At 36.7% G+C, this 22,772-nt stretch carries 34 protein-coding genes and 1 tRNA gene; 30 read left to right on the top strand and 5 right to left on the bottom strand.

What is annotated here, in order from left to right:
- Positions 1 to 42 precede the first annotated feature (42 nt).
- The 6 genes from LCM23_RS24875 to tsaD all read left to right on the top strand — a co-directional run bounded on the left by LCM23_RS24875 (position 43) and on the right by tsaD (position 3,754).
- Positions 43 to 119 (top strand) — tRNA-Asp (locus LCM23_RS24875).
- Between the two features lie 406 nt (positions 120 to 525).
- Entirely contained in the window at positions 526 to 1,065 is a 540-nt protein-coding gene (locus LCM23_RS24880; RefSeq protein WP_224939215.1) for a hypothetical protein, read from the top strand.
- A 61-nt stretch (positions 1,066 to 1,126) separates the two neighbouring features.
- Positions 1,127 to 1,582, top strand: coding sequence for a tRNA (adenosine(37)-N6)-threonylcarbamoyltransferase complex ATPase subunit type 1 TsaE (gene tsaE / locus LCM23_RS24885; protein WP_224939216.1), 456 nt, complete (start codon positions 1,127 to 1,129; stop codon positions 1,580 to 1,582).
- Positions 1,579 to 2,286, top strand: a complete 708-nt coding sequence (gene tsaB, locus LCM23_RS24890) for a tRNA (adenosine(37)-N6)-threonylcarbamoyltransferase complex dimerization subunit type 1 TsaB (RefSeq protein ID WP_224939217.1) — start codon at positions 1,579 to 1,581, stop codon at positions 2,284 to 2,286. Before tsaE ends, tsaB begins: the two co-directional genes overlap by 4 nt.
- Entirely contained in the window at positions 2,283 to 2,735 is a 453-nt protein-coding gene (gene rimI, locus LCM23_RS24895) for a ribosomal protein S18-alanine N-acetyltransferase (RefSeq protein ID WP_224939218.1), read from the top strand. The genes tsaB and rimI overlap by 4 nt, the downstream gene beginning before the upstream one ends.
- A complete protein-coding gene (gene tsaD / locus LCM23_RS24900) occupies positions 2,732 to 3,754 on the top strand; it encodes a tRNA (adenosine(37)-N6)-threonylcarbamoyltransferase complex transferase subunit TsaD (protein ID WP_224939219.1) in 1,023 nt (340 codons plus the stop codon). Before rimI ends, tsaD begins: the two co-directional genes overlap by 4 nt.
- 285 nt (positions 3,755 to 4,039) lie before the next feature.
- Here the strand turns inward: tsaD and LCM23_RS24905 are convergent, their stop codons facing one another.
- Positions 4,040 to 5,965 (bottom strand): ABC-F family ATP-binding cassette domain-containing protein, encoded by a 1,926-nt coding sequence (locus tag LCM23_RS24905; protein WP_224939220.1) that lies wholly within the window; start codon positions 5,963 to 5,965, stop codon positions 4,040 to 4,042.
- Between the two features lie 143 nt (positions 5,966 to 6,108).
- Here LCM23_RS24905 and moaC point away from each other — a divergent pair, with 143 nt between their 5' ends.
- Together moaC and LCM23_RS24915 are read left to right on the top strand one after the other, a co-directional pair.
- Positions 6,109 to 6,591 (top strand): cyclic pyranopterin monophosphate synthase MoaC, encoded by a 483-nt coding sequence (gene moaC, locus LCM23_RS24910; RefSeq protein WP_095370808.1) that lies wholly within the window; start codon positions 6,109 to 6,111, stop codon positions 6,589 to 6,591.
- 23 nt (positions 6,592 to 6,614) lie between these two features.
- Positions 6,615 to 7,253, top strand: a complete 639-nt coding sequence (locus tag LCM23_RS24915) for a redox-sensing transcriptional repressor Rex (protein WP_224939221.1) — start codon at positions 6,615 to 6,617, stop codon at positions 7,251 to 7,253.
- Positions 7,254 to 7,282: 29 nt separating this feature from the next.
- On the opposite strand, the gene LCM23_RS24920 is transcribed toward LCM23_RS24915, so the two are convergent.
- Positions 7,283 to 7,486, bottom strand: a complete 204-nt coding sequence (locus tag LCM23_RS24920; RefSeq protein ID WP_095370806.1) for a DUF4305 domain-containing protein — start codon at positions 7,484 to 7,486, stop codon at positions 7,283 to 7,285.
- A gap of 6 nt (positions 7,487 to 7,492) precedes the next feature.
- Positions 7,493 to 8,221 (bottom strand): CPBP family intramembrane glutamic endopeptidase, encoded by a 729-nt coding sequence (locus LCM23_RS24925; protein ID WP_224939222.1) that lies wholly within the window; start codon positions 8,219 to 8,221, stop codon positions 7,493 to 7,495.
- A 266-nt stretch (positions 8,222 to 8,487) separates the two neighbouring features.
- Between LCM23_RS24925 and groES the strand changes: the two genes are divergently transcribed.
- Together groES and groL are read left to right on the top strand one after the other, a co-directional pair.
- Positions 8,488 to 8,772: a co-chaperone GroES gene (gene groES, locus LCM23_RS24930; RefSeq protein WP_095370804.1), complete on the top strand. Its 285-nt coding sequence runs from the start codon at positions 8,488 to 8,490 to the stop codon at positions 8,770 to 8,772.
- Positions 8,773 to 8,832: 60 nt separating this feature from the next.
- Entirely contained in the window at positions 8,833 to 10,464 is a 1,632-nt protein-coding gene (groL, locus tag LCM23_RS24935; RefSeq protein WP_224939223.1) for a chaperonin GroEL, read from the top strand.
- Between the two features lie 88 nt (positions 10,465 to 10,552).
- On the opposite strand, the gene LCM23_RS24940 is transcribed toward groL, so the two are convergent.
- Together LCM23_RS24940 and LCM23_RS24945 are read right to left on the bottom strand one after the other, a co-directional pair.
- A complete protein-coding gene (locus tag LCM23_RS24940) occupies positions 10,553 to 11,773 on the bottom strand; it encodes a tyrosine-type recombinase/integrase (RefSeq protein WP_224939224.1) in 1,221 nt (406 codons plus the stop codon).
- Positions 11,774 to 11,787: 14 nt separating this feature from the next.
- Positions 11,788 to 12,681, bottom strand: coding sequence for a LexA family protein (locus LCM23_RS24945; protein ID WP_224939225.1), 894 nt, complete (start codon positions 12,679 to 12,681; stop codon positions 11,788 to 11,790).
- 208 nt (positions 12,682 to 12,889) lie between these two features.
- Here LCM23_RS24945 and LCM23_RS24950 point away from each other — a divergent pair, with 208 nt between their 5' ends.
- From LCM23_RS24950 to LCM23_RS25040, 20 genes are all read left to right on the top strand, one after another.
- Complete coding sequence (locus tag LCM23_RS24950) at positions 12,890 to 13,156, top strand: helix-turn-helix domain-containing protein (RefSeq protein WP_224939226.1); 267 nt, start codon at positions 12,890 to 12,892, stop codon at positions 13,154 to 13,156.
- Positions 13,157 to 13,178: 22 nt separating this feature from the next.
- Positions 13,179 to 13,394, top strand: coding sequence for a helix-turn-helix domain-containing protein (locus tag LCM23_RS24955; protein ID WP_224939227.1), 216 nt, complete (start codon positions 13,179 to 13,181; stop codon positions 13,392 to 13,394).
- Positions 13,395 to 13,478: 84 nt separating this feature from the next.
- Positions 13,479 to 13,670 (top strand): hypothetical protein, encoded by a 192-nt coding sequence (locus LCM23_RS24960; RefSeq protein WP_224939228.1) that lies wholly within the window; start codon positions 13,479 to 13,481, stop codon positions 13,668 to 13,670.
- A 12-nt stretch (positions 13,671 to 13,682) separates the two neighbouring features.
- Positions 13,683 to 13,811 (top strand): hypothetical protein, encoded by a 129-nt coding sequence (locus LCM23_RS26010; protein ID WP_263624439.1) that lies wholly within the window; start codon positions 13,683 to 13,685, stop codon positions 13,809 to 13,811.
- 55 nt (positions 13,812 to 13,866) lie between these two features.
- Complete coding sequence (locus tag LCM23_RS24965; RefSeq protein ID WP_224939229.1) at positions 13,867 to 14,046, top strand: hypothetical protein; 180 nt, start codon at positions 13,867 to 13,869, stop codon at positions 14,044 to 14,046.
- On the top strand, positions 14,047 to 14,595 hold the full coding sequence (locus LCM23_RS24970; RefSeq protein WP_224939230.1) for a host-nuclease inhibitor Gam family protein: 549 nt from the start codon (positions 14,047 to 14,049) through the stop codon (positions 14,593 to 14,595).
- Between the two features lie 2 nt (positions 14,596 to 14,597).
- Entirely contained in the window at positions 14,598 to 15,269 is a 672-nt protein-coding gene (locus tag LCM23_RS24975; RefSeq protein ID WP_224939232.1) for a hypothetical protein, read from the top strand.
- Positions 15,270 to 15,286: 17 nt separating this feature from the next.
- Positions 15,287 to 15,979: an AAA family ATPase gene (locus LCM23_RS24980; RefSeq protein WP_224939233.1), complete on the top strand. Its 693-nt coding sequence runs from the start codon at positions 15,287 to 15,289 to the stop codon at positions 15,977 to 15,979.
- A gap of 20 nt (positions 15,980 to 15,999) precedes the next feature.
- Complete coding sequence (locus LCM23_RS24985; RefSeq protein ID WP_224939234.1) at positions 16,000 to 16,476, top strand: DUF669 domain-containing protein; 477 nt, start codon at positions 16,000 to 16,002, stop codon at positions 16,474 to 16,476.
- A 79-nt stretch (positions 16,477 to 16,555) separates the two neighbouring features.
- Positions 16,556 to 16,771 carry a hypothetical protein gene (locus tag LCM23_RS24990; RefSeq protein WP_224939235.1) on the top strand — a complete coding sequence of 72 codons (216 nt, stop codon included), beginning with the start codon at positions 16,556 to 16,558 and terminating at the stop codon, positions 16,769 to 16,771.
- A 10-nt stretch (positions 16,772 to 16,781) separates the two neighbouring features.
- On the top strand, positions 16,782 to 19,142 hold the full coding sequence (locus tag LCM23_RS24995) for a phage/plasmid primase, P4 family (RefSeq protein WP_224939237.1): 2,361 nt from the start codon (positions 16,782 to 16,784) through the stop codon (positions 19,140 to 19,142).
- Between the two features lie 265 nt (positions 19,143 to 19,407).
- Positions 19,408 to 19,836 carry a hypothetical protein gene (locus LCM23_RS25000; protein WP_224939238.1) on the top strand — a complete coding sequence of 143 codons (429 nt, stop codon included), beginning with the start codon at positions 19,408 to 19,410 and terminating at the stop codon, positions 19,834 to 19,836.
- 1 nt (position 19,837) lies between these two features.
- The gene (locus LCM23_RS25005) at positions 19,838 to 20,095 is read left to right on the top strand and encodes a hypothetical protein (protein ID WP_224939239.1); all 258 of its coding nucleotides are present in this window, start codon (positions 19,838 to 19,840) and stop codon (positions 20,093 to 20,095) included.
- Positions 20,096 to 20,635 (top strand): ERCC4 domain-containing protein, encoded by a 540-nt coding sequence (locus LCM23_RS25010; protein WP_224939240.1) that lies wholly within the window; start codon positions 20,096 to 20,098, stop codon positions 20,633 to 20,635. It begins immediately after the preceding gene.
- Positions 20,636 to 20,656: 21 nt separating this feature from the next.
- Positions 20,657 to 20,914, top strand: a complete 258-nt coding sequence (locus LCM23_RS25015; protein ID WP_224939241.1) for a hypothetical protein — start codon at positions 20,657 to 20,659, stop codon at positions 20,912 to 20,914.
- An 8-nt stretch (positions 20,915 to 20,922) separates the two neighbouring features.
- Positions 20,923 to 21,132: a hypothetical protein gene (locus LCM23_RS25020; protein ID WP_224939242.1), complete on the top strand. Its 210-nt coding sequence runs from the start codon at positions 20,923 to 20,925 to the stop codon at positions 21,130 to 21,132.
- 15 nt (positions 21,133 to 21,147) lie between these two features.
- On the top strand, positions 21,148 to 21,450 hold the full coding sequence (locus LCM23_RS25025; RefSeq protein WP_224939243.1) for a hypothetical protein: 303 nt from the start codon (positions 21,148 to 21,150) through the stop codon (positions 21,448 to 21,450).
- Complete coding sequence (locus LCM23_RS25030) at positions 21,447 to 21,740, top strand: MazG nucleotide pyrophosphohydrolase domain-containing protein (protein ID WP_224939244.1); 294 nt, start codon at positions 21,447 to 21,449, stop codon at positions 21,738 to 21,740. Before LCM23_RS25025 ends, LCM23_RS25030 begins: the two co-directional genes overlap by 4 nt.
- Complete coding sequence (locus tag LCM23_RS25035) at positions 21,740 to 21,994, top strand: hypothetical protein (protein WP_224939245.1); 255 nt, start codon at positions 21,740 to 21,742, stop codon at positions 21,992 to 21,994. The genes LCM23_RS25030 and LCM23_RS25035 overlap by 1 nt, the downstream gene beginning before the upstream one ends.
- A 61-nt stretch (positions 21,995 to 22,055) precedes the next feature.
- Positions 22,056 to 22,511, top strand: coding sequence for a hypothetical protein (locus tag LCM23_RS25040; protein WP_224939246.1), 456 nt, complete (start codon positions 22,056 to 22,058; stop codon positions 22,509 to 22,511).
- Positions 22,512 to 22,772 lie beyond the last annotated feature (261 nt).

Raw genomic sequence — 22,772 nt, forward strand, 5'->3', positions numbered from 1 at the left:
ATAACCCGAAGGTCGCAGGTTCAAATCCTGCCCCCGCAATCTGGTCCGGTAGTTCAGTTGGTTAGAATGCCTGCCTGTCACGCAGGAGGTCGCGGGTTCGAGTCCCGTCCGGACCGCCAGTTTAATTTTATATGTGAAACGTATCGAAACAGGGAACTTGTTTCGTTTTTTTTATGTAGAAAACGTAGGTTCTAAAGGTTCAAGTAGAATTGTTTTGTGCCTCGTAAAAAAGTACATCATGACTAATTTGTAAGTTCTTGATAGACATATAACACTTTATTATTTACAAAAATCCTTACGTTTAATCTATCCCAATAGCTGTAATGATCAGTTTATTCTTCATATTGTATATTACTAGAGAAACTATCACTTTAGCTCGCCAATAGGCGGGTTTTCTTTTTGTCAAAAAAACAAATGCAAATTAGGATGCGTAAACCAAAAATATGTTAAGTATCTTCTAAAAATAGCTATTTTTAGTTGCCTCTACGGAAATAACCGTTAAATAGTAGATACAGGCAAAAGATAGTGTTGAAAAGTTTTAGGCGGGAACGTAAGATACGCGCAAAAGAAAAAGAAAGAGAGCCGGGAATTGCGCGCAAAAGGAAGAAACGCGCAAGAGAAAGAGAAAAAGAGCAAGGAATTGCGCGCAAAAGGAAGATACGCGCAAGAGAAAGAGAAAGAGAGCCGGGAATTGCGCGTAAAAGGAAGATACGCGCAAAAGAAAGAGAAAAAGAGCAAGGAATTGCGCGCAAAAGGAAGATACGCGCAAGAGAAAGAGAAAGAGAGCCGGGAATTGCGCGTAAAAGGAAGATATGCGCAAAAGAAAAAGAAAGAGAGCCGGGAATTGCGCGTAAAAGGAAGATACGCGCAAAAGAAAAAGAAAGAGAGCAAGGAATTGCGCGTAAAAGGAAGATACGCGCAAAAGAAAAAGAAAGAGAGCAAGGAATTGCGCGTAAAAGGAAGATACGCGCAAAAGAAAAAGAAAAAGAGCCCGGAATTGCGCGCAAAAGGTTACTGTCCCGACAAATCAAAGTGTTCTTTGATGTCTATGAAAAAATCATGTAAACTACATGTATATGTGTCATTATTATTGTAAATAAATGAAAGACCAAATGTAGGTGATAAAATGGATCAATTCCAGTGGGATACAAAAAATACGGAAGAAACAATGGCATTTGCAAAGAGGCTAGGAGAAAAAGCAGCTGCAGGTGATGTCATTTTATTAGAAGGTGATTTAGGGGCAGGTAAAACAACATTTACGAAAGGGCTTGCGTTAGGCCTTGGTATTGAACGAAATGTGAATAGCCCAACATTCACTATTATAAAGGAATACAATGGCCGTCTGCCTTTGTACCATATGGATGTTTACCGGGTGGAAGATGGCGATGAAGATCTTGGGTTTGATGAGTATTTTCATGGGCAGGGTGTGACCGTCGTGGAATGGGCACATCTAATAGAAGAGCAACTGCCAGAAGAAAGGTTAAAGATTGCAATCCATTATACCGGAAATGAAGAACGAAGAATAGCGCTCCATCCAAAAGGAAAACGCTATGTGAAGCTGTGTGAGGAGTTAGTAAAATGAAAATATTAGCTATAGACACGTCAAATTTTACACTAGGGATCGCTCTAGTAGATGACGACAAAATTATTGGGGAATATATCACGAATATCAAAAAGAATCACTCAGTTCGTGTAATGCCCGCGATAGAAATGCTTTTAAAGGATTGCGATACGTTGCCACAAGATATCGAAAAGATTGTTGTCGCAGAAGGACCCGGTTCATATACGGGGGTAAGAATTGGTGTAACCATAGCTAAAACATTAGCTTGGACGTTGAATATACCTCTTTCAGGTGTATCGAGTCTAGCTGTTTTGGCAGCGAGTGCAGGTAGTTATTTTAACGGTGTCATTTCACCGTTATTTGATGCGAGAAGAGGTCAGATTTATACTGGCTTATATCAATTTCAAGAGAGTCGGTTATTAGATCTAGCATCGGATCATCTAACGTTGACCGTTAATTGGACGCAACGTTTATTAAATAAAGAAGAACCGGTTTTATTTGTCGGTAATGATTTATCCATACACAAGGAACAAATTAAAGCAGACTTAGGGGATCGGGCATATTTTGCACGTGTAACTGAACAAAATCCTCGTCCTTCTGAATTGGCGATTTTAGGTAGAGATAAGGAAGCTGTTGATATCCATAATTTTGTCCCTAATTATATCCGTCTTGCTGAGGCAGAGGCAAAATGGATTGAAGCTACGAAAGGGAGCAAGCTCCAATGACCAGTAAATTAACGTTTCGGTTAATGAACGAAGATGATATTGATGAAGTATTAAAAGTAGAACAGGCATCTTTTTCTTCACCTTGGAGTAGAGAGGCCTTTTATAATGAAATGACATTGAACCAATTCTCGGTCTACGTTGTATTAGAAGACGAAGAAGAATTGATAGGATACGGTGGGGCATGGGTGGTCACAGACGAGGCCCATGTAACAAATGTAGCGATACTACCCAAATATAGAGGGAAGAAACTTGGCGAGGCGTTAATGGTCCAGCTGATGGATGTTGTAAAAGAAATGGGTGCCCTTAAAATGACCCTAGAAGTAAGGGTGAGTAACATGATAGCAAGACGGTTGTATAGCAAGCTAGGTTTTCAAGAAGGCGGAATTAGAAAAAATTATTATTCGGATAATCATGAAGATGCTTTAGTAATGTGGGTGAATATAAAATGAAAAAAGATCAATATATATTAGGGATAGAAACAAGCTGTGATGAAACAGCAGTAGCCATCATTAAAAATGGTAGAGAGATCATCGCTAATGTTGTCGCTTCTCAAATTGAAAGTCATAAAAGGTTTGGCGGGGTTGTACCAGAAATCGCTTCAAGGCATCATGTAGAACAAATGACCATTGTATTAGAAGAAGCGTTAAATAAAGCGAGTATGACGATGAACGATATCGATGCAGTTGCTGTGACAGAAGGTCCAGGGTTAGTGGGTGCCCTACTTGTCGGTGTAAATGCAGCGAAGGCGATTGCCTTTGCTCATCAAAAGCCACTTATTGGGGTGCACCATATAGCAGGGCATATTTATGCCAATCGCTTAATTAAAGAAATGACTTTCCCTTCGCTTGCATTAGTCGTTTCCGGGGGCCATACAGAGCTTGTTTATATGAAAGCACATGGTGATTTTGAAGTTATTGGTGAAACACGGGATGATGCTGCTGGAGAAGCATATGATAAAGTAGCGCGAGTTCTAAATATGCCATATCCAGGAGGGCCGCATATTGATCGCCTTGCCCATGAAGGAGAAGCGACAATTAAGCTTCCTCGTGCGTGGCTAGAAGAAGGCTCCTTTGATTTTAGTTTCAGTGGATTGAAGTCTGCCGTTATCAACACAGTGCATAATGCTGAACAACGTGGAGAGACCATCTTACCAGAGGATTTAGCAGCGAGCTTTCAAGAAAGCGTCATTGAGGTATTAGTGACCAAGACCTTAAAAGCAGTAGAGGCATATGATGTGAAACAATTACTATTAGCGGGTGGCGTTGCAGCAAATAAAGGACTTCGGAAAGCATTAACAGAGACCTTTAAGAATAAGGAAGAGATAGACTTAGTCATTCCGCCATTACATTTATGCACAGATAATGCAGCGATGATTGCTGCAGTGGGGGCAATAATGTTCGAAAAAGGGATGTTCTCAGATATGAGTATGAATGCAAACCCGGGGTTAGATATACAGTTTCAACAATAATAATGAAGACTAGTGAATCATGATCATCTATTCACTAGTCTTTTTATTTTTAGTGATGACAGAAAGTTATTCACAATATCAAATAAAGTCTTGGTAGTACATCAATTGTGGATAATGTTAAAATTTTCAGAGTTTTTGTTGATAAGTATCATAAAAATTGTGGATAATGTGGAAAAGTGTTGTTTTACCTATTGTTAATCCGTTTATGCTGTGAATAAAAATGTGGACAATTTACTTGAAGAAAGAAAAGCTGGGGATAATTAGATTATCCCCAGCTACGCTCAATTACATTAAATCGCCCAATTCGCTCCATTCTTCAAGTAACTGCTCGAGTTGTGCTTTTATAGCCTCATTTTTAGTTGTAATCTCGAGGACTTTCTCGTGGTCCTGGAAGATTTCAGGGTCACAGAGTTGTTCATCGTAAGTTTCAATTTGCGCTTCTAACTCTTCGATTAACTGTTCAATTTCTGTCAGTCTTCTTTTTCGTTGTCTTTCTAGTTTTTTCGCTTCTTTATCTTGTTGATAACTTTGCTTTTCTGGTTTAGTGATACTTTCTTGTGGCAGGTCTGCTGATTCAAAAAGCTCTATTTCTTCAATTTCCGCTTTTTTATCCACATAGTAATCATAATCCCCTAAAAATTCCGTTGCTCCACTTGTTGATAACTCAATCACCTTTGTTGCAATCCTATTAATAAAATAGCGGTCATGAGAGACAAAGAGGAGCGTACCTGGAAAATCAATTAGTGCATTTTCAAGAATTTCTTTACTATCAAGGTCTAAATGGTTGGTCGGCTCATCTAGTATGAGGACATTTGCTTTTTGCAACATCAACTTAGCTAGTGCTAATCTTGCTTTTTCTCCACCACTCAATGTAGAGACAATTTTCAAGACATCATCTCCAGAGAAGAGGAAGTTACCTAACACGGTACGGACATCTTTTTCAGGCATGAGAGGGTAATCATCCCAGAGCTCGTTTAATACGGTTTTATTTGAACTCAAATCAGCTTGCTGTTGGTCGTAATACCCAATGCGGATATTTGAGCCATATTGAAACGTGCCATCTAAAGCAGGTAGCTTGTCTACAAGGGTCTTCAATAAAGTCGACTTTCCAATACCATTGGGACCTACTAAAGCAATGGAATCGCCTCGAGACATGCGAAATGAAATGTGATCACTGATCTTTTCTTGTTGGTAGCCAATGGCTAAAGAGTCAGCGGTTAGCACATCATTGCCTGATTGACGTTCAATTTGAAAGCCGAATGTCGCTGATTTCTCATCGCCTTGGGGGCGATCCATTCGCTCCATCTTCTCAAGCTGCTTGCGCCGGCTTTGTGCACGCTTCGTTGTCGAAGCACGGGCAAGGTTGCGTTGAACAAAGTCTTCTAGTTTCGCAATTTCTTCTTGTTGTTTTTCATACATTTTCAAATCACGTTCATAATTCGCTGCTTTTTGGTCAAGATATTTGCTGTAGTTACCAACGTATTTTTTAATATGGTTACGTGATAGTTCATATACCTGGTTGACGACTTTATCTAGGAAATAGCGGTCATGTGAGACAATTAATATAGCACCATCATAACCACTAAGATACTGCTCTAGCCAGGACAATGTTTCAATATCTAAATGGTTTGTCGGCTCATCTAAAATCAGTAAATCAGGTTTGGTTAACAATAATTTCGCAAGTGCAAGTCGCGTCCTTTGCCCCCCGCTTAATGCAGAAATTTTTGTATCATAGCTAAACGATTGAAAATTAAGGCCATGTAGTACAGAACGAATGTCTGCCTCGTATTGATAGCCACCTTGTTCTTTAAAGTTGACTTGCATTTGATCATAGGTTTTTAAAATTTTATCGTAAGCTTCACCGTTTTCGATGAGTGTTGCATCGCCCATCTGTGTTTCTAGTAAGCGCAATTCCTTCTCTTGTTTACGCAAATAATCAAACACGGTAAGCATTTCGTCCCAAATAGATAGCTCAGATTCTAGTCCTGTATTTTGTGCAAGATAACCGATTTTGGTTTCTTTCGATTGAATAATTTCACCGGAGTCATAGGACATATGTCCAGCAATAATTTTTAAAAGAGTTGATTTTCCCGCACCATTACGTCCAACTAATGCAATGCGGTCTCTCGTTTGTACTTCAAGCTTTATATTCATTAATATAGGATCAGCCACAAAACTTTTCGAAAGCTGATTAACCTGTAATAATATCATTATATTTCACCTCTGTTATAGTGATAGTGTACCTTAATCAGGTGAGGTTCGGCAATAAAGTCACTATTTGGATAGAATATATAAAAAACTACATTACACAGATGAATCAAAATAGTGTATCATTTTCATGTGAGGTGTTATGAATGGCTGAATTTACACATTTTAATGAAGAAGGCAGAGCGAAGATGGTGGATGTGAGTGAAAAACCACAAACTGCCCGTACAGCAATTGCTCATAGTAGTATTGAGCTAAATCAAGAAATCTATCAGAAGATTACTGATGGCACGATGAAAAAGGGTGATGTGCTTGCTGTTGCTCAAGTGGCAGGCATTATGGCTGCAAAAAAGACATCTGATATCATCCCGATGTGTCATCCACTCGCCTTAACCGGAATTGATATATCCTTCAATTGGGAAGAGGTAGAGGATCAGTATGTATTACATATTGATTGTACAGTGAAAACAAATGGGCATACCGGAGTAGAGATGGAAGCGTTGACAGCTGCTACAGCTACCGCTTTAACGGTATATGATATGTGCAAAGCAGTAGATAAAGGCATGGTAATAGGACCAACATATTTAGTAGAGAAAACCGGTGGTAAAAACGGTGATTTTAGAAGGGCTTAAGTAAATGGAATGGAGTGGAGCCTATGTCCAATGAATCAACGAAAATCCCTCAAGCAACGGCTAAACGATTGCCTTTGTATTATCGTTTTTTGAAAAATTTACACGCATCAGGAAAGCAGCGAGTTTCTTCAGCAGAATTAAGTGAAGCGGTGAAAGTAGATTCTGCAACAATTCGACGAGATTTCTCCTATTTCGGTGCATTAGGGAAAAAAGGTTATGGATATAACGTAAATTACTTATTAGGATTTTTCCGTAAGACACTCGATCAAGATGAAGTGACAAAGGTAGCGTTAATTGGTGTAGGGAATCTAGGTACAGCGTTTTTAAATTATAATTTTTTAAAAAATAATAATACAAAGATTGAAGTGGCATTTGATGTTTCAGAAAGTAGGGTTGGCACGTCTGTAGGCGAAGTACCTGTCCGTCATTTAGATGAACTAGAAAAGTTGATTGATGAGCACCATATTCAAGTTGTCATTTTGACTGTACCGTCTCATGCCGCACAACCAATTACGGATCGAATCGTTAAAAGTCATGTAAAGGGAATCTTGAACTTTACGCCAGCGCGGTTAACGGTTCCTTCCCATATTCGCATCCATCATATTGATTTGGCGGTCGAATTGCAATCATTAGTATACTTCTTAAAACACTATCCATCATAAAAAAGGAGCTGACCCGCATGGAGTCAGCTCTATTTTTTATCCTCTTTCTTTTTCATACGATAATGCATAGCTATTAATTTAATCCCGCCACCAATATCAAAAGTGGCAAAAATCAAAATGAAGATCGTTAGAAATCCCCAACCTCCACCGTTTTGAAGATTAATAATCGCAAAATAAATAAATACAAATCCAAAAAGAAGGGAGATAATCCCTGTGAACAAAGGTGTTCTCATCTAACATCATCCTAATCTGCTAAAAATCATTTGTACCGTTTCTAAGTCTGTCATATATTTTTCTAGCTTATCCATATTCAATTGAATCACAACGACAAAGGTATTCATCGCTACATGAGCAATGATCGGTACGAGAATACGATTGGTTTTTACATATAAAAACGCAAACGTAAAGCCCATCGCTGCATAAAGAATTAAGTGCTCAATTTCCCCATGCGCGAGAGAGAAAATTAATGAACTAATTAGTGCTGATAAAAAGAAGTTCAATCGTTTATGCAAGGAACCAAAGATGATTTTCCTAAAAATGATCTCTTCTAAAATCGGACCAATAATGGAAACAACGATAATCACGAGAGCAGATGTTTCAATTAAAGACATAATTTGCTGTGTATTGTCTGACCCCATCTCAATGCCGAGCATTAATTCAATATTCGCTGCAACGGTTTGAGCAATAAATGCTAGCGGAATACCTGCAATCGCCCACCCGATAGAAGTCGATAATGGTGCTTGTTTCCTCATTGGCATCTCTTTGCTTTCTTTCCGTAAAAACCACAAAGTTAAGAGAAGGGTAATTGTAAAACTAATGACAATCCAGAGTGGCGGGGCAATTTTTGCAACCTCATCAAAGCTGTATCCTAACATATTACCTAGAAAAAGAATGGCAGGAACGCCAACGATGGCTGATAATTGCATGGCTATATAAATCATAATGATAAACCAATACTCTTTTTTCAATGGCTAGTCTCCTATTCATAAAGAAGTTACACTAATATTTATTTTACCTGTTAAACACTATTGGTTTCAAATAGTACATCCTTATGAAGTGCATAAAACAAATAGAAGTTGTATAGAATGGAGAGGTTCGCATTTTTTTTTGTAAAATTGCAAGGTTCTTACTTGCAAAAAAGAGTAGTTTTGATTAATATAATAATTGTGTTAGCACTCAAGACTAACGAGTGCTAATAAAATAATTTTCAAATGAATTGAGGAGGTTGTTTCACTTGTTGAAGCCACTAGGTGATCGAATTATTATCGAGCTTGTTGAAACGGAAGAAAAAACTGCAAGCGGTATCGTACTACCAGATAGCGCGAAAGAAAAGCCTCAAGAAGGTAAAGTCGTAGCAGTTGGTACTGGACGTGTACTAGAAAATGGTGAACGTGTAGCATTAGAAGTTGCAGAAGGCGACCTTATTATCTTCTCAAAATATGCAGGAACAGAAGTGAAATACGAAGGTACAGAATACTTAATTTTACGTGAAAACGACATTCTTGCTGTGATCGGTTAATAAAAAAACAGCTATATACTTATTATAAAGATTTTTAACTATTAGAGGAGGTACTTAATAATGGCTAAAGATATTAAATTTAGTGAAGACGCTCGCCGCGCGATGCTTCGTGGTGTGGATACACTTGCAGATGCAGTAAAAGTAACTCTTGGACCTAAAGGACGTAACGTGGTTCTTGAGAAGAAATTCGGTTCTCCATTAATTACAAATGATGGTGTAACAATTGCTAAAGAAATCGAACTAGAAGATGCATTCGAAAACATGGGTGCGAAGCTAGTTGCTGAAGTAGCAAGTAAAACAAACGACGTAGCTGGTGACGGTACAACAACTGCAACGGTTCTAGCGCAAGCAATGATCCGCGAAGGTTTGAAAAACGTAACAGCTGGTGCAAACCCAATGGGTATCCGTAAAGGGATCGAAAAAGCGGTTGCTACAGCAGTTGAAGAGTTACAAGCGATTTCTAAACCAATCGAAGGCAAAGAGTCTATTGCGCAAGTAGCATCCATCTCTGCTGCTGACGAAGAAGTTGGACAATTAATCGCTGAAGCTATGGAGCGTGTAGGTAACGACGGTGTTATCACAATCGAAGAATCTAAAGGATTCACAACAGAAATGGATATCGTTGAAGGTATGCAATTCGACCGTGGATACAGCTCAGCTTACATGGTAACAGATACAGATAAAATGGAAGCAGTATTAGATGATCCTTACATCTTAATCACTGACAAAAAAATCGCAAGCATTCAAGAAGTATTACCAGTACTTGAGCAAGTAGTACAACAAGGTAAACCATTACTTCTTATCGCTGAAGATGTAGAAGGCGAAGCATTATCTACATTAGTAGTGAACAAATTACGTGGAACATTCAATGCAGTAGCTGTTAAAGCGCCTGGATTCGGTGACCGTCGTAAAGCAATGCTTGAAGATATCGCTATCCTAACTGGCGGTGAAGTAATCACTGAAGAGCTAGGTCGTGACCTTAAATCTGCTACAATCGACTCTCTAGGACGCGCTTCTAAAGTCGTTGTAACAAAAGAAAACACAACAATCGTTGAAGGTGCTGGTGCAAGCGACCAAATCGCAGGCCGCGTAAACCAAATCCGTAAACAAATGGACGAAACAACTTCTGAATTCGACCGTGAAAAATTACAAGAACGCCTTGCTAAACTAGCTGGTGGCGTAGCAGTTGTAAAAGTTGGAGCGGCTACAGAAACAGAACTTAAAGAACGTAAACTACGCATTGAAGATGCCCTAAACTCTACACGCGCAGCTGTAGAAGAAGGTATGGTATCTGGTGGTGGTGTTGCCCTTCTTAACGTATACAACAAAGTTGCTGCATTAGAAGAAGAAGGCGATGTTCAAACAGGTATCAATATCGTTCTACGTGCAATGGAAGAGCCAGTACGCACAATCGCTCACAACGCAGGTTTAGAAGGATCTATCATCGTAGATCGCCTAAAACGCGAAGAAGTAGGCACTGGCTTCAACGCTGCAACAGGCGAATGGGTAAACATGATCGACGCTGGTATCGTTGACCCTGCCAAAGTAACACGTTCAGCTCTACAAAACGCAGGTTCAGTCGCTGCCATGTTCCTAACAACTGAGGCTGTAGTTGCTGACAAGCCGGAAGAAAACGCTGCTCCTGCAATGCCTGATATGGGCGGCATGGGTGGAATGGGTGGAATGATGTAGAAAACACCATTCAAACCTTATGAATAAAGAGTTTGTATAAAGAATGTTACTCTACGGGTAACGAAAGGGTAACATTCGGATTAAAAAATTAGAGGTTTTCCATTAGTCGAGCAAACTTTTGGGAAGCCTCTTTTTTCATGGACTTTGTAATATGCAAATAAACATCTTTAGTTGTATCATCATCTTTATGCCCTAGACGCTTCATGATCTCAGGTAAACTAACTCCTGCTTCAGCAAGAAGTGATGTATGGGTATGTCTTAAAGAGTGAGGTGTCAATTTGTTTTCTATGCCTGCAATTTTCATTAACCGACTCATTCGGTTCTCCACTTTTTTTATATACATTGGGTAACCGGGATATTTATCAATATTAGTGAAAATAAAACCTTTATCATAGTACCTATTTCGGTACATCATTTTAAGTTTTTTCTGTTCAGATTTATGTTCTTCAAGAAGTTTGATTATTGCTTGATCTACATCAATAATTCTCTTTGCGGTTGGAGTCTTTGGAGTTAATAGTTTATACTCCACCATATTATTTGTTGGGTTATAGTAAGTCTTTGTAATCTTAATTGCTCCTTCTTCACTATCTATGTCATTCCACTTTAGTGCGCACAATTCACCCACACGCATTCCTGTGTAGGCTAAGACCATAAACATTGTGTAATCTTGATCTAACCCGTCTTTTTTTGCTGTATTAAGAAATTTAGAAAGCTCATCTTTTTCAAGATATTTTGGTATTTCATCTTCATTTTCTAAATCTTCAACAGTTTTAATTTCCTTAGGTACATGTGCAAATTCTGATGGATCCTTTTTTATTAATTCCATTTCAATTGCTTTTTTAAAAACCATGCGACCAGTTCTATGCGCTCCATCTATTGTGTTTTCTGCAAAACCTCTTTGTTTTAATCCATTAAGTGCATCTTGATACATTTTTCTTGTTATATTCTTTAATTTCAACTTTGCAAAGTAATCTAATAGACGGGATATTTCGTGTCTTCTAACTCTAATTGTACTCACTTTAACTTTTCCAGTTGCTTCATACATTGAAAGCCATTCATAGGCAAACTCTTCAAAACTAATATTAGACTCATTAACATAATGTCCATGTTTAAGTTCTGCAATAAGTAAACTTGCTGCTTCTTGTGCTTCTGTTTTAGTCTTGAATCCTCCTTTTTTCTTCTGTTTCCTTTTCCCAGTCTTAGGATCTGTTCCTATATCAACTATATAAGCCCAATTAGCTCCACAAGAGCACTTTTTTGTTTTTTTTCCTTCGCATTTGCAATGTGGTTTATAAAAATGTCCTTTCACAGATATTATCCTCCTTATTTAGGCCAAAATTTTACTTCCACAACTTTACCTAGTATGTGAACATCTTTAGCAGGAACTAATTGAGGTTCCATCGCAGGGTTAGACGGTATCAACATGCACATTTCTCCATGTCGTTTCACTCTTTTTAAAGTTGCATGATCTCCATTAACCGCAACTACTGCAATCTCATGTGGCTGCACTTCTTCTTGTTTAGCAACAATCACAATATCATCATTTTGAATTCTGTCACCTATCATGCTGTTACCTTGTACTTTAAGAGCAAAACCTTCTTTCCCATTTAAAATATTTGGATCAACTAATGTATATCCTTCATTGTTTTCTATCATTTCTATTGGCAGTCCAGCCTGTACACATCCTAAAACCGGTATCGGGATTTGACTTGAATATTGTGGTAACTCAGTTGTTTGATAATCATTAAAATTATATTCATTAGTTTTTTCTTTAACTTGGTTTTCTATATAGTTATCCAATTTATTTGAACTGCTCATAAATTCATTTAAAGAGTCCCAAAAATCTTTGACATCATTATCATCTTCAAAAACAGCCTGATCTTCTTCTGACATATTAAAATAACCAGGATATTTATTCATTACTTTCATTGCTTTGAATACAACTTCATCATCAATAAAATTTAGAATATGCCTAATACTAGGATGTGAACTATATACTAATCCTGCCCAAACCAATCTATTTACATCTCCACCAGTAACTTCTGCAAAAGCCTTGTTGATTTCTTCAGTTGCAGCGTATTTGGGATTTTTCCTTAATTTCGAAATATAGGTACGATCAACTTTCACTCCCTTTTCAACCCTCATCTTTTCAGCTATTTCAGCTAGACTCATACCACTTTTCTTAATATAAGAGTCTATCAACTCAGAGTAATGCATATCTCAATCCTCCATAATCTTATGTGATAGTTACTACTTGTTACTAATATACCACATTGTTGAATTTTTAATCAACGTTTTTTAAAATAAGTGATTTTTTAGTCATTGACATTGTGAAACGGAGCTTGTTATGATAATTGTACGAAGTGACGAAAAAATCAACAGTAGAATTTTAAGTCACTAAATAAATTGTAGGGGGTGATAAGTCGTGAGTTACCAAACCATGTTGAAGAATGCAATCGAAAAGAAGGGTTTGTCTCTTACACAGATATCATTTCGTTTAGCCAAAAAAGATATTTGTTTAGATAAATCTATATTAAGTAAATTACAAAATGGAAAAATCCCACCTGTAAGAGATGAAATTAACATAGCCCTTGCAGAAATATTAGAGATTAACATTGCAGAATTTAGAATTGCTGCTGCAAAGGAAATTTTACCCCGTTCATTATTTGATCTTATAAAGTCAGCAGGTTAATAAATTCCAAGGAGTGTTGAATATGAATCAAAATAAATCGCTTGAAGATTATCCAGAAATGATGACCGCGGCGCATATTTCTCAGTACCTAAGTATTTCACGTAAGAAAGTGTATGAATTGTTCAAATTAAACCCAGATATTGGTGGTATTCCTTGTATCGAAATTGGGATAACAAAAAGGGTTAGAAAAGAAACCTTTATTACATGGATGAATAAGAGAGAAAAAGCAGTAATATAACAATCAATTTCCTTTCTATTTTTTTTAATCATTATGCAAAATTTGATGAACAGTTTTTGTTCTAATTGAAGGGAGGTGAGCATAATGGAATGCAATGAAAATCATAATTACGTAGTAAATGTTAATCCTCAGTCAGGAATGTTTAGCAAAGTAAGATACTTTGAAACATTGGATGAAGCACAAGACTTCGTAAAGAAGCTAGTAAGAGAAGGTGCGAAAATTGTTACCTTATCGCAAATAATTCCAATGAAGGTAAAAATCGAAGTTGAATTTTAAGGAGGTGAGAATATGAGAATCAGCACAAAAGTGTGGAACAAAATGGATTATGCAGATCGTTACATGGCAATCCACAGAGCATTTGTTAAAAGCCAAAATAAAAGACCAGTTGCGCCAACAACAGGTCATAAAAAAGCTTAATAGTCATCTTCAGTTTATAAAAGGTTATTTAAAAAATCAACTGGAGGTTTAGAGAATGTCATATTTTGATTCAAAAAGTCGTACAGTTTTCAGTCCACAGGTTGATAAATTAGAGCCGTTTTATAAAATTCTTGAGCAATATCATCAAGCAATAGGCGGCAGTAATCTCTTTGACGACTTAGTGGAGACATATGAATATTTAGATTTTGTACTTAGAGAAAAGGAGGAAAAATAAATGAATGCATTACAGCAAATGGATCTTATGGAAGTTGAGGAAATTCAAGCACAGGAGGTACCTTTTGAAATAACTGATTTGAATAGCTTGAATTGGGCTTTCCGTAAACTTTCAGCTCTTAAGTCAAAGGAAAAGGAGATTAAGCAACTAGCACAAATTGAACGTGATCGTATAGCTGAATGGGAACGTGGGGAGCTTTACACAATAGATAATAGTCTATCATTCTTTGAAAATATGATTGCCATATACCATGCAAAGCAACTTGAACAGGATCCCAAAGCTAAAACAATTAGCACACCTTATGGGAAATCGAAAACGCGAAAATCAAAGGAAGCACCTGAAAAGGGTAATGAAGAAGCTATCCTGCAGCACGTTATCGAAAACGGAATGGATGATTACATCAAGAATAGTGTGAAATGGGCTGACCTTAAAAAATCTCTCAAGATTGTGGAAGTGTCCGGAGATAAGGTTGCGGTTGATGAGACGGGCCAAATCATTCCAGGGGTCACTGTTAAACCTGAAACAACAACATTCAGTGTAGAGGTTTGATAATGCCAAAACCTAAAGATTTAACAGGTCAAAAATTCGGACGTTTAACGGCAATAAAGTCCTGTGGTTCTAATAAGCTCGGCAAAAGAACTTGGTTATGTAAATGTGAATGTGGTTCAGAAAAAATTATTGTTTCAGGTGATTTAAGTAGTGGTCGAACTAGAAGCTGCGGTTGTTTAGTTAGTGAATTTACAGCAAAGAGAAATTATAAACACGGAAAAACCAATTCCAGGTTATTTCGAATTTGGACAAACATGAAAAATAGGTGTCACCAACCAAATAATCCTGATTACGAAAATTATGGTGCACGTGGAATAAGTGTTTGTGAAGAATGGTTTAATGATTTTCAATCTTTCTATGACTGGAGCATTAATAACGGATATGTTGATACCTTATCAATTGATCGTATTGATGGAAATAAAGGATATTATCCTGATAACTGCAGATGGGCAACTGCTAAAGAACAAGCGAGAAATATTCGTACAAATGTCATAACTAGTATTAACGGAAAGTATCTTACTCTATCGGAAATTGCAGAAAAATACAAAGTGAATTATGACGCTGTTAAAACAAGATATAAAAAGGGGATTAGAGGTATGAATTTAATAAAAGGGCTTAAAAAAACTGGGGTAACAATTAAGCCGGAATCAATCTCCTATAGTGTGGAAGTTTAATAGAAAGGGTTGTGAATATGACTCAACAATTTGATTTCAGTTCTAAAAATGCAACTCAAATTGAGAAGGAAGGAAAAACATACTTGCTATATGCTAATCCTGGCATGGGGAAAACACACACCATTCGATATTTGCCAGGTAAAACATTAGTACTCGATATTGATCGTACTTCACAAGTCCTTAAGGGTGAAAAAAACATAGATATTATTTATGTCGACAATCAAAATACTTGGGAATATTGGGAAGCATTATTAACGCATTTAAAAGATACCAAAGGAAAATATGACAATATTGCAATTGATAATGTATCAGAATTAGAACGTTGCTTGCTATCCCACTTAGGTTTCATCGGACGGAATCAGGGGGTTCCATCCCAAGGAGATTATCAAAAAATGCAATTTCGAGTGGTAAATAGCTTCAGATGGATGAAGAACTTAGCAGATCGAATTGTATTTAATGCTTGGGAAACAACAGACCTTTATACAACAGCAGAAGGTCAGCAATACAATCGCTCATATCCACAAATTAACGGGAAAATTTTAAATAATGTATTGGGGCTATGTGATGTTGTTGGTCGCTTAATGATTAATCAAGAAGGTGAAAGGGGGTTTGTTTTAGAAGGGACGAACAGCATTTACGCAAAGAATCAATTGGATAATAGAAAAGGTTGTAAACAGGAAGAGATCTTCGTAGTACCTTCCACAAACTAAAATACAGGGGGAAATAAATAATGTCATTCTTTAAATTTGATGAAGAAAACGCAAGTACAGGATTTGAATTAGTCGCGGAAGGTAAGTATGAAGCAGTTATCCAGAACGCAGAAGCAGGAGAGACACAGGGGGGCAAGCCTAAACTATCGGTAGACTTTGAGATTCGTAGTGATGTGCCTCAGAATCATCAAGGTGCAAAAGTACTTTACAATACTTTCACTTTTGAACATGAAATTTCTGTTAAGATCGTCAACTCATTATTAAAAGCATGTGGCTTCGCTAATAATCATGCATTCGATTCAGCAGAAGACATGGCCAAGCAGCTTATAAATAAAAATTTGAAAATCACAGTAAAACATGAGGAATACGACAAAGTAGTTGATGGTGTTAAACAAAAACGTACAGCTGCTAAAGCTAAATATTATGATGTATCAGATGTAAAGCCAGTAATGGCACCTGGTGCATTCACAATCAATGATGATGATATTCCATTTTGAAGAATGTAATTAAATAGAGAGGTTGGTTTTGCCGGCTTCTCTTTTTTATACCCAAAAACAGAAAAAGAGGTGAAAATCAGTGGCTAAAAGTCCAAAAACGGGCATGTATGGTATTTGGAGTAGCGTTAGTAAACAGTTCATTTATGGCATTCAGGAGCCTTCAAAATCGAAAGCGATTAGGAAAATCAAAAAAGAAATTGGTCATGATTGGGCAAAGTATCGATTTAGTACAAAAATGATTCACGAATGTCATTCACACATGTTTCGCCAAGGGTTGATTTATAAGGAAAACTAGGAGGGGCAACATGAAAGAAAATCCATACAATTTTAACGAAATCCCTGCCGAACTAAAAGCCCTCCCTCAATGGATTTTGTGGAAATCTGAAACACGTAATAACAAGCCAACTAAAGTTCCGTATCAAGTGAATGGAGAAATGGCGCAGGCCAATAATAGACGTACCTGGTCAACATTTGCAACAGCAGTCAAATTCTATTTAGAAGGCGATTATGACGGTATAGGATTTGTGTTTAGTAGGCAAGACAACTACATAGGAATTGATATTGATAAATGTGTAGTTGATGGTAAGACGAATACCTTCTCTACAGAAATTATAGACACCTTAGATAGTTATACAGAGTTTTCTCCATCAGGGAAAGGTGTTCACATCATCATAAAGGGGAATGTCCCACAAGGTGTTTTAGGGACTGGCAGAAAGAACACTAAACATGGACTAGAAATTTATTCATACGGCCGTTATTTCAGCTTCACAGGTAATCGAGAAAATTCAAATGAAGTCTATGAACGGACAGATGAACTTGCAGAAGTATTTGAGCAGTATTTTGATGATAGCGACATTCAAGGTCGTGTGAATTTAGCAGAATTTGAAAAAGATGAAATCAAGATAACTAATGATGTTTTATGGGAAAGGATATTTCGGAGTAAAAATGGTGATGAAATTCGATCATTATACAACGGCCATTTAATAAATGATGATCATTCTGCAAGTGATTTAGCCCTCTGTAATCATTTAGCATTTTGGACAGGTAAATCAGCTACTCGGATGGATACGATGTTTCGTGAATCAGGTCTTATGCGCGATAAATGGGATGTTATCCACTTTAGGGATACCAATGAAACATATGGTGAGCGAACAATTGCAACTGCCATTTCATCAACTGCTACAACAATATTGGATAACAAAGAGCAGTTCGAAGAATTCACATATGAATTCGATTTTCAAAAAGATGATGCAGCAGACGAACCAAAGGAAAAACCGAAGAAGAAATTTAAATTAACTGAGCTTGGAAATGCTGAACGAATAGCATACGAATATGGTCATGTAATCAAGTATGTTAGCGATATGGGCTGGTTAATCTGGGACGGTAAACGATGGAAGCTAGACACTAAAAAAGAAATAGAAAGAATAACTGCAAAAGTACTTCGGAGCCTTGATAAGTCAGAAGATGAATCAGAAACAAAATGGGCTCGGATGTGTGAGCGAAGGAATATCCGAATGAATAGCATTAAGGACCTTATGCCGTTGGTTCCAGGAGAGCGCGAGGACTTTGATAGACATAAATACTTATTCAACGTAGAGAACGGCATTGTTGATTTAAAAAATGGAAAGCTGCAGCCGCATGATCGCAATTTACATTTAACCAAAATCACCAATATTGAGTTTGATGAAAATGCGAAATGTCCAGAGTGGCTTAATTTCTTAGAACAGATTTTTCAGGGCGATAAAGAGCTTATTGAATATATGCAACGGTTAATTGGCTATTCCTTAACAGGAGAAATTACGGAGCAAATTATGGTCTTTCTTATCGGTGGTGGTAGTAATGGCAAGTCAACATTCATCAACACTATTAAGGATCTGATGGGTGAGTATGGTAAACAAGCAAAGTCAGATACCTTCATTAAGAAAAAAGAAACTGGAGCAAATAATGATATTGCTAGGTTAGTAGGTTCGCGCTTTGTCTCAGCTATAGAAAGTGAAGATGGTGAACAATTATCTGAAGCGTTTGTTAAGCAAATTACTGGCGGGGAGCCTGTACTAGCTCGATTCCTTAGACAAGAATATTTTGAGTTCATACCAGAGTTTAAAGTATTCTTTACCACTAACCATAAACCAGTAATCAAAGGTGTAGATGAAGGTATCTGGAGACGTATTCGATTAATTCCTTTCAATCTACAGCTGCCAAAAGAAAAAAGGGATAAAAAACTTCCTGAGAAGTTGAGTCTTGAAATGTCCGGCATACTGAATTGGGCGATTGAAGGATGCATGAAGTGGCAGCAGTCAGGATTAAATGATCCAGATATTGTGATGAAAGCAACAGGCGATTACAAAGAAGAGATGGATATAATCGGACCATTTATGTTCGAATGTTGCTTCAAAAGAGAAGATGTTCAGATTGAAGCTAAAGAATTGTACGAGGTTTATTCAAATTGGTGCTTTAAAAATGGTGAGCATCAATTAAAAAATCGAGCATTTTATCGGATTTTAGAATCCCAAGGATTAAAAAGAGAACGTGGAAGCAGAAACAAGTATTTCATCAAAGGTGTTACTTTAATAGAACGAAAAAATACTTTTATACAGCAAAAGTTACTAGAAAACGATGAAAACAGCGAAAGTGTTACTAAAAATAACACATTTAAATTCTCGTGAAACCCTTATATATCAAGGGTTCAAGATACTTTATATACTGTTTTTGTTACTTTTGTTACTAAATATATATATAAACAAAAATAAATATATATATAAGTACTTATTAGGAGAGTTAATGCTCAAAATAGGTAACAAAAGTAACAGATGTCCTTCAAACCCTTGGGGCTGTAGGGGTCAAAGGTGTTACTTTTTAGTAACAGATGCGATTTTTTAGTGATTTTCAGTAACACATTTTAGTAACTTTTGATAACAAGAGGTGATAGATTTGCAAGTGTTAATGGTTCTCAGCCAAATATGGAAATCCGGTGCAAATATCTATCTTGATAAAGAAGATGATCGTATTGCGATTAAAAATCAAAGTTTAATACCAGTAGAAGTTATGCAAGCTGCTGAACAAAATTTTTCAGCAATTGATAAATGGTTTAAATCATGGAAAGACTCAAGCGCGGAAAAAATCACAATCATGAAAATGGTTCATCAAATATGCGGCTGGCAGCATAATGAAAAATTAAATAATTGGTTATGCGCTGAAGAGGATTCTCTTTCATTGTTCGATGACTGGATGATTGTCCTGGCTAAGAATGGATGGAAGGACATCTATGAAGATTATCGGCAATTTGAAAATGAGGAATCGAATGTAATGGCAAAAGAACTGTATAAGCGAGCTGTTAAATATGTGAAAGGTGCTAAATAAGATGGCTTTGAAACGAAAAAAAATTAAAAGTTCAGATGGGAAATTTTTAAACCATCCAGTTACCTGCTATTTATGTAAGGAGAAAAAAGCGTTCCACACAATGCATGGTGGCTATGTTGGTCACTACAATCGATATGGTGGAAAAACTTGTTGTAATGACTGCTTTCCATCGGTTAAGGAAGAGGAACGTAAGCATTTTATAAGAGAAAATGATTGTGAAATGTCAGAAGCTGATTATCAGACTTGGGGGCGATTATAAATGATCTCCTATCATTACACAGATACAGAACTAAATAAAATCCTTAAAACACTCACGATTGTTATTGATACTCGTGAAAATGTAAACGGCCATATTTTGAATTATTTACACCAGAAAGATATCCCTATAAAAAATCAAAAATTGGATACTGGTGATTACGGCTGCATGATCCCTAAAAATGAAGAGCTCGGTTTAATGAGAGACATATTTTTGAATAGCCGAGTAGAGCGCAAAGCACATATGGATGAAATAACAGGCAATTTACAAAAAGATACTCAGACAGCATTTGAAAATGAGTTGATTCGCTCTAAAGACATTCCCTTCACATTAATTGTGGAGGACCTGAATGGCTATGAAAAGATGCTAAAAGGAGAGTACCGTTCAAAATACAATCCATTAGCATTACTCGGAAGGCTCAATACATTTAAAGCAAAATACAATTTTGAAATTGTGTACTTAGATCAAAAATTTAGTGGCAATTGGATTTACCATCATTTTTATTACCAAGCAAAGTATTTTCTTAAAACAGGAAAATTCTAATTAAGAAAGTGGGGATAAATTGTGGACAAGTTAGAAGAGATTAAAGCTGATATCAAAACAGGTCGCATCCGTCTTCAACATTTAGATTGGCTGGTTAAGGAAGTAGAAAGTCAAAGAGAAATCAATAAAGAAATCAAAAATAAAGTTCGCTTCAAAAATTTTATGAAAATGGCTGAAGAGAATTTAGCTCTTGAAGAAAGCCTTAAAAATACGCGGTTACAACGTGATCATTATAAGAACTTGCATATGCCACATTCTCCTTATCAGAAAGTTTTATAGGTGAAGACATGAGGCGAACACTATTAGTTAATAAAAAGAAACTTGAGCGAAGGCTTAAACACAGATTTGTATTAGAGAATTTGAGAAAGTTTGGAGTCAGAGAATCGCAGCTAGGTGTTCCCTTAGAAAACTTAACATATTCTGAATTGGAATATGAATTAGTGCAAGCAGTATTTAGAAAAATTGATGTAGAAAAAAGTGAAAATAGTTGGTTCTAAAAAGGGGACAAGAATATGAACGGCATTGATGAACTGAAAAATCTTATCCAAAATCAAAAGTCGGTGTCTACCAAGAAATTAGAAATTGTTGTTGAGAAAATCGAAAAAATGTACCTTGCACAGGGTAAGAGAATTAACTCACAAAAGAATCAACTTTCTATAGTTAATACACAATATCAACGTGAAAAAGAAAAGGCTAAACGCAGGAAAGCAATGGTTCAGCAGTTTGAGGATTTTAAATTACATCATAAGAATTTAGAACGGCAGCATGAGTACTTATTAGAAAAATTAAAGAAACTCCAGGAGGTAAGTAAATGAATATCAATCAAATGTGTACTGAAGCATTTCAAATAGCAAAAGCAAATGGATGGCATGATGAGCCAAGGGAGACAGGTACATTGTTGGCTCTCATCCACAGTGAAGTTAGTGAGGCACTTGAAGCAGATCGTAAAGGTGACAATGAGAATTTCATTGAGGAATTAGCAGATATCGTTATAAGGGTTGGCGATTTATGCGGCTCCAGAAATATTGACCTTGAAAAAGCTATTACTGAAAAGATGGAATTTAATAAGAAACGTTCTTACAGACACGGGGGCAAGGCTTACTAATGAAGGTGAATATTGAAGGTAACTTATACCTTGAATCGGATGATAAGTGCTTTGTAATCAAGGAATACACAGGCAAAGAAGATAACAAAGGTAAAGCCCTATTTAAAACATTTGGATATTTCCCAACAGTCGAACAGGCGATGAAAAAGCTTGTTCAGATGAAAATAAAACAATCTAATGCTCTCACGTTAATAGAGCTTGTTAGAGAGATAGAAGGCATTAATCAATACATTCAGTCTAAATTGAATGCATAACGCCTGTATTAAGCTGTATTTTCCTTAAAACCTACTAATCTATTTTAAAGGAGCTAATAAAATGACAAACATTAAACTAAACGTTCTATTTAAAAAAATGCAAAAGGATGATAAGAAAGAGGTCCTTATGTTTCATGTATTGAGCGATGAGTTACCGCATGCGGATGAATTATTGAAAATGCCAGGTACTATTTCTCTTCTAACTGTGGAAGAAAGTGAAGTTGAATCGTTAGGTGCGGAATTTGTTTCTATCCAACGTGATAATAAGAAAACAGTTTTGAAGTTTAATATCAAACGAGATGCAGAGGGCAAGGTGAACAAGCTTTATCCGTATGCTGGCAGCAATGTAACACTTGGTGTACAGCCTTCTCAAATGTCCATTGATGAATTTTATGAAGATGGTCATGAAGGAATTGAATATAGCGTAGATGGTGATGGAAATGTATCTGTCCCTGATGGTCAATTATCTATCGATGAAGAAGATGAGGACGAGCCTAAATTACAGAGGGTTAAGTAATGTCCAAGAATAAAAGGCAGCGTAAATGGATGCTTCTCTTTCGAAAGGAAGAGGGGCGACCTGTTTACTTATATGAGACTTTTACAAAAACATGATTTGAACAGGCGGCTTAAAGATGGTTGGAAGAGGGTTTATTAACTGGATTTGTATTATGTTCACTAAAATTTGGAGGTGCGGTATGACAATTTATAATCCTCAAGCCGAGGACAGGGGTTACTTCTATCACGTAAAAATATACGAAGAAATGCTCCTTACTTATGA

It is taken from the genome of Cytobacillus kochii, from assembly GCF_020171845.1.
Taxonomy (GTDB): Bacteria; Bacillota; Bacilli; order Bacillales; family Cytobacillaceae; genus Cytobacillus; species Cytobacillus kochii.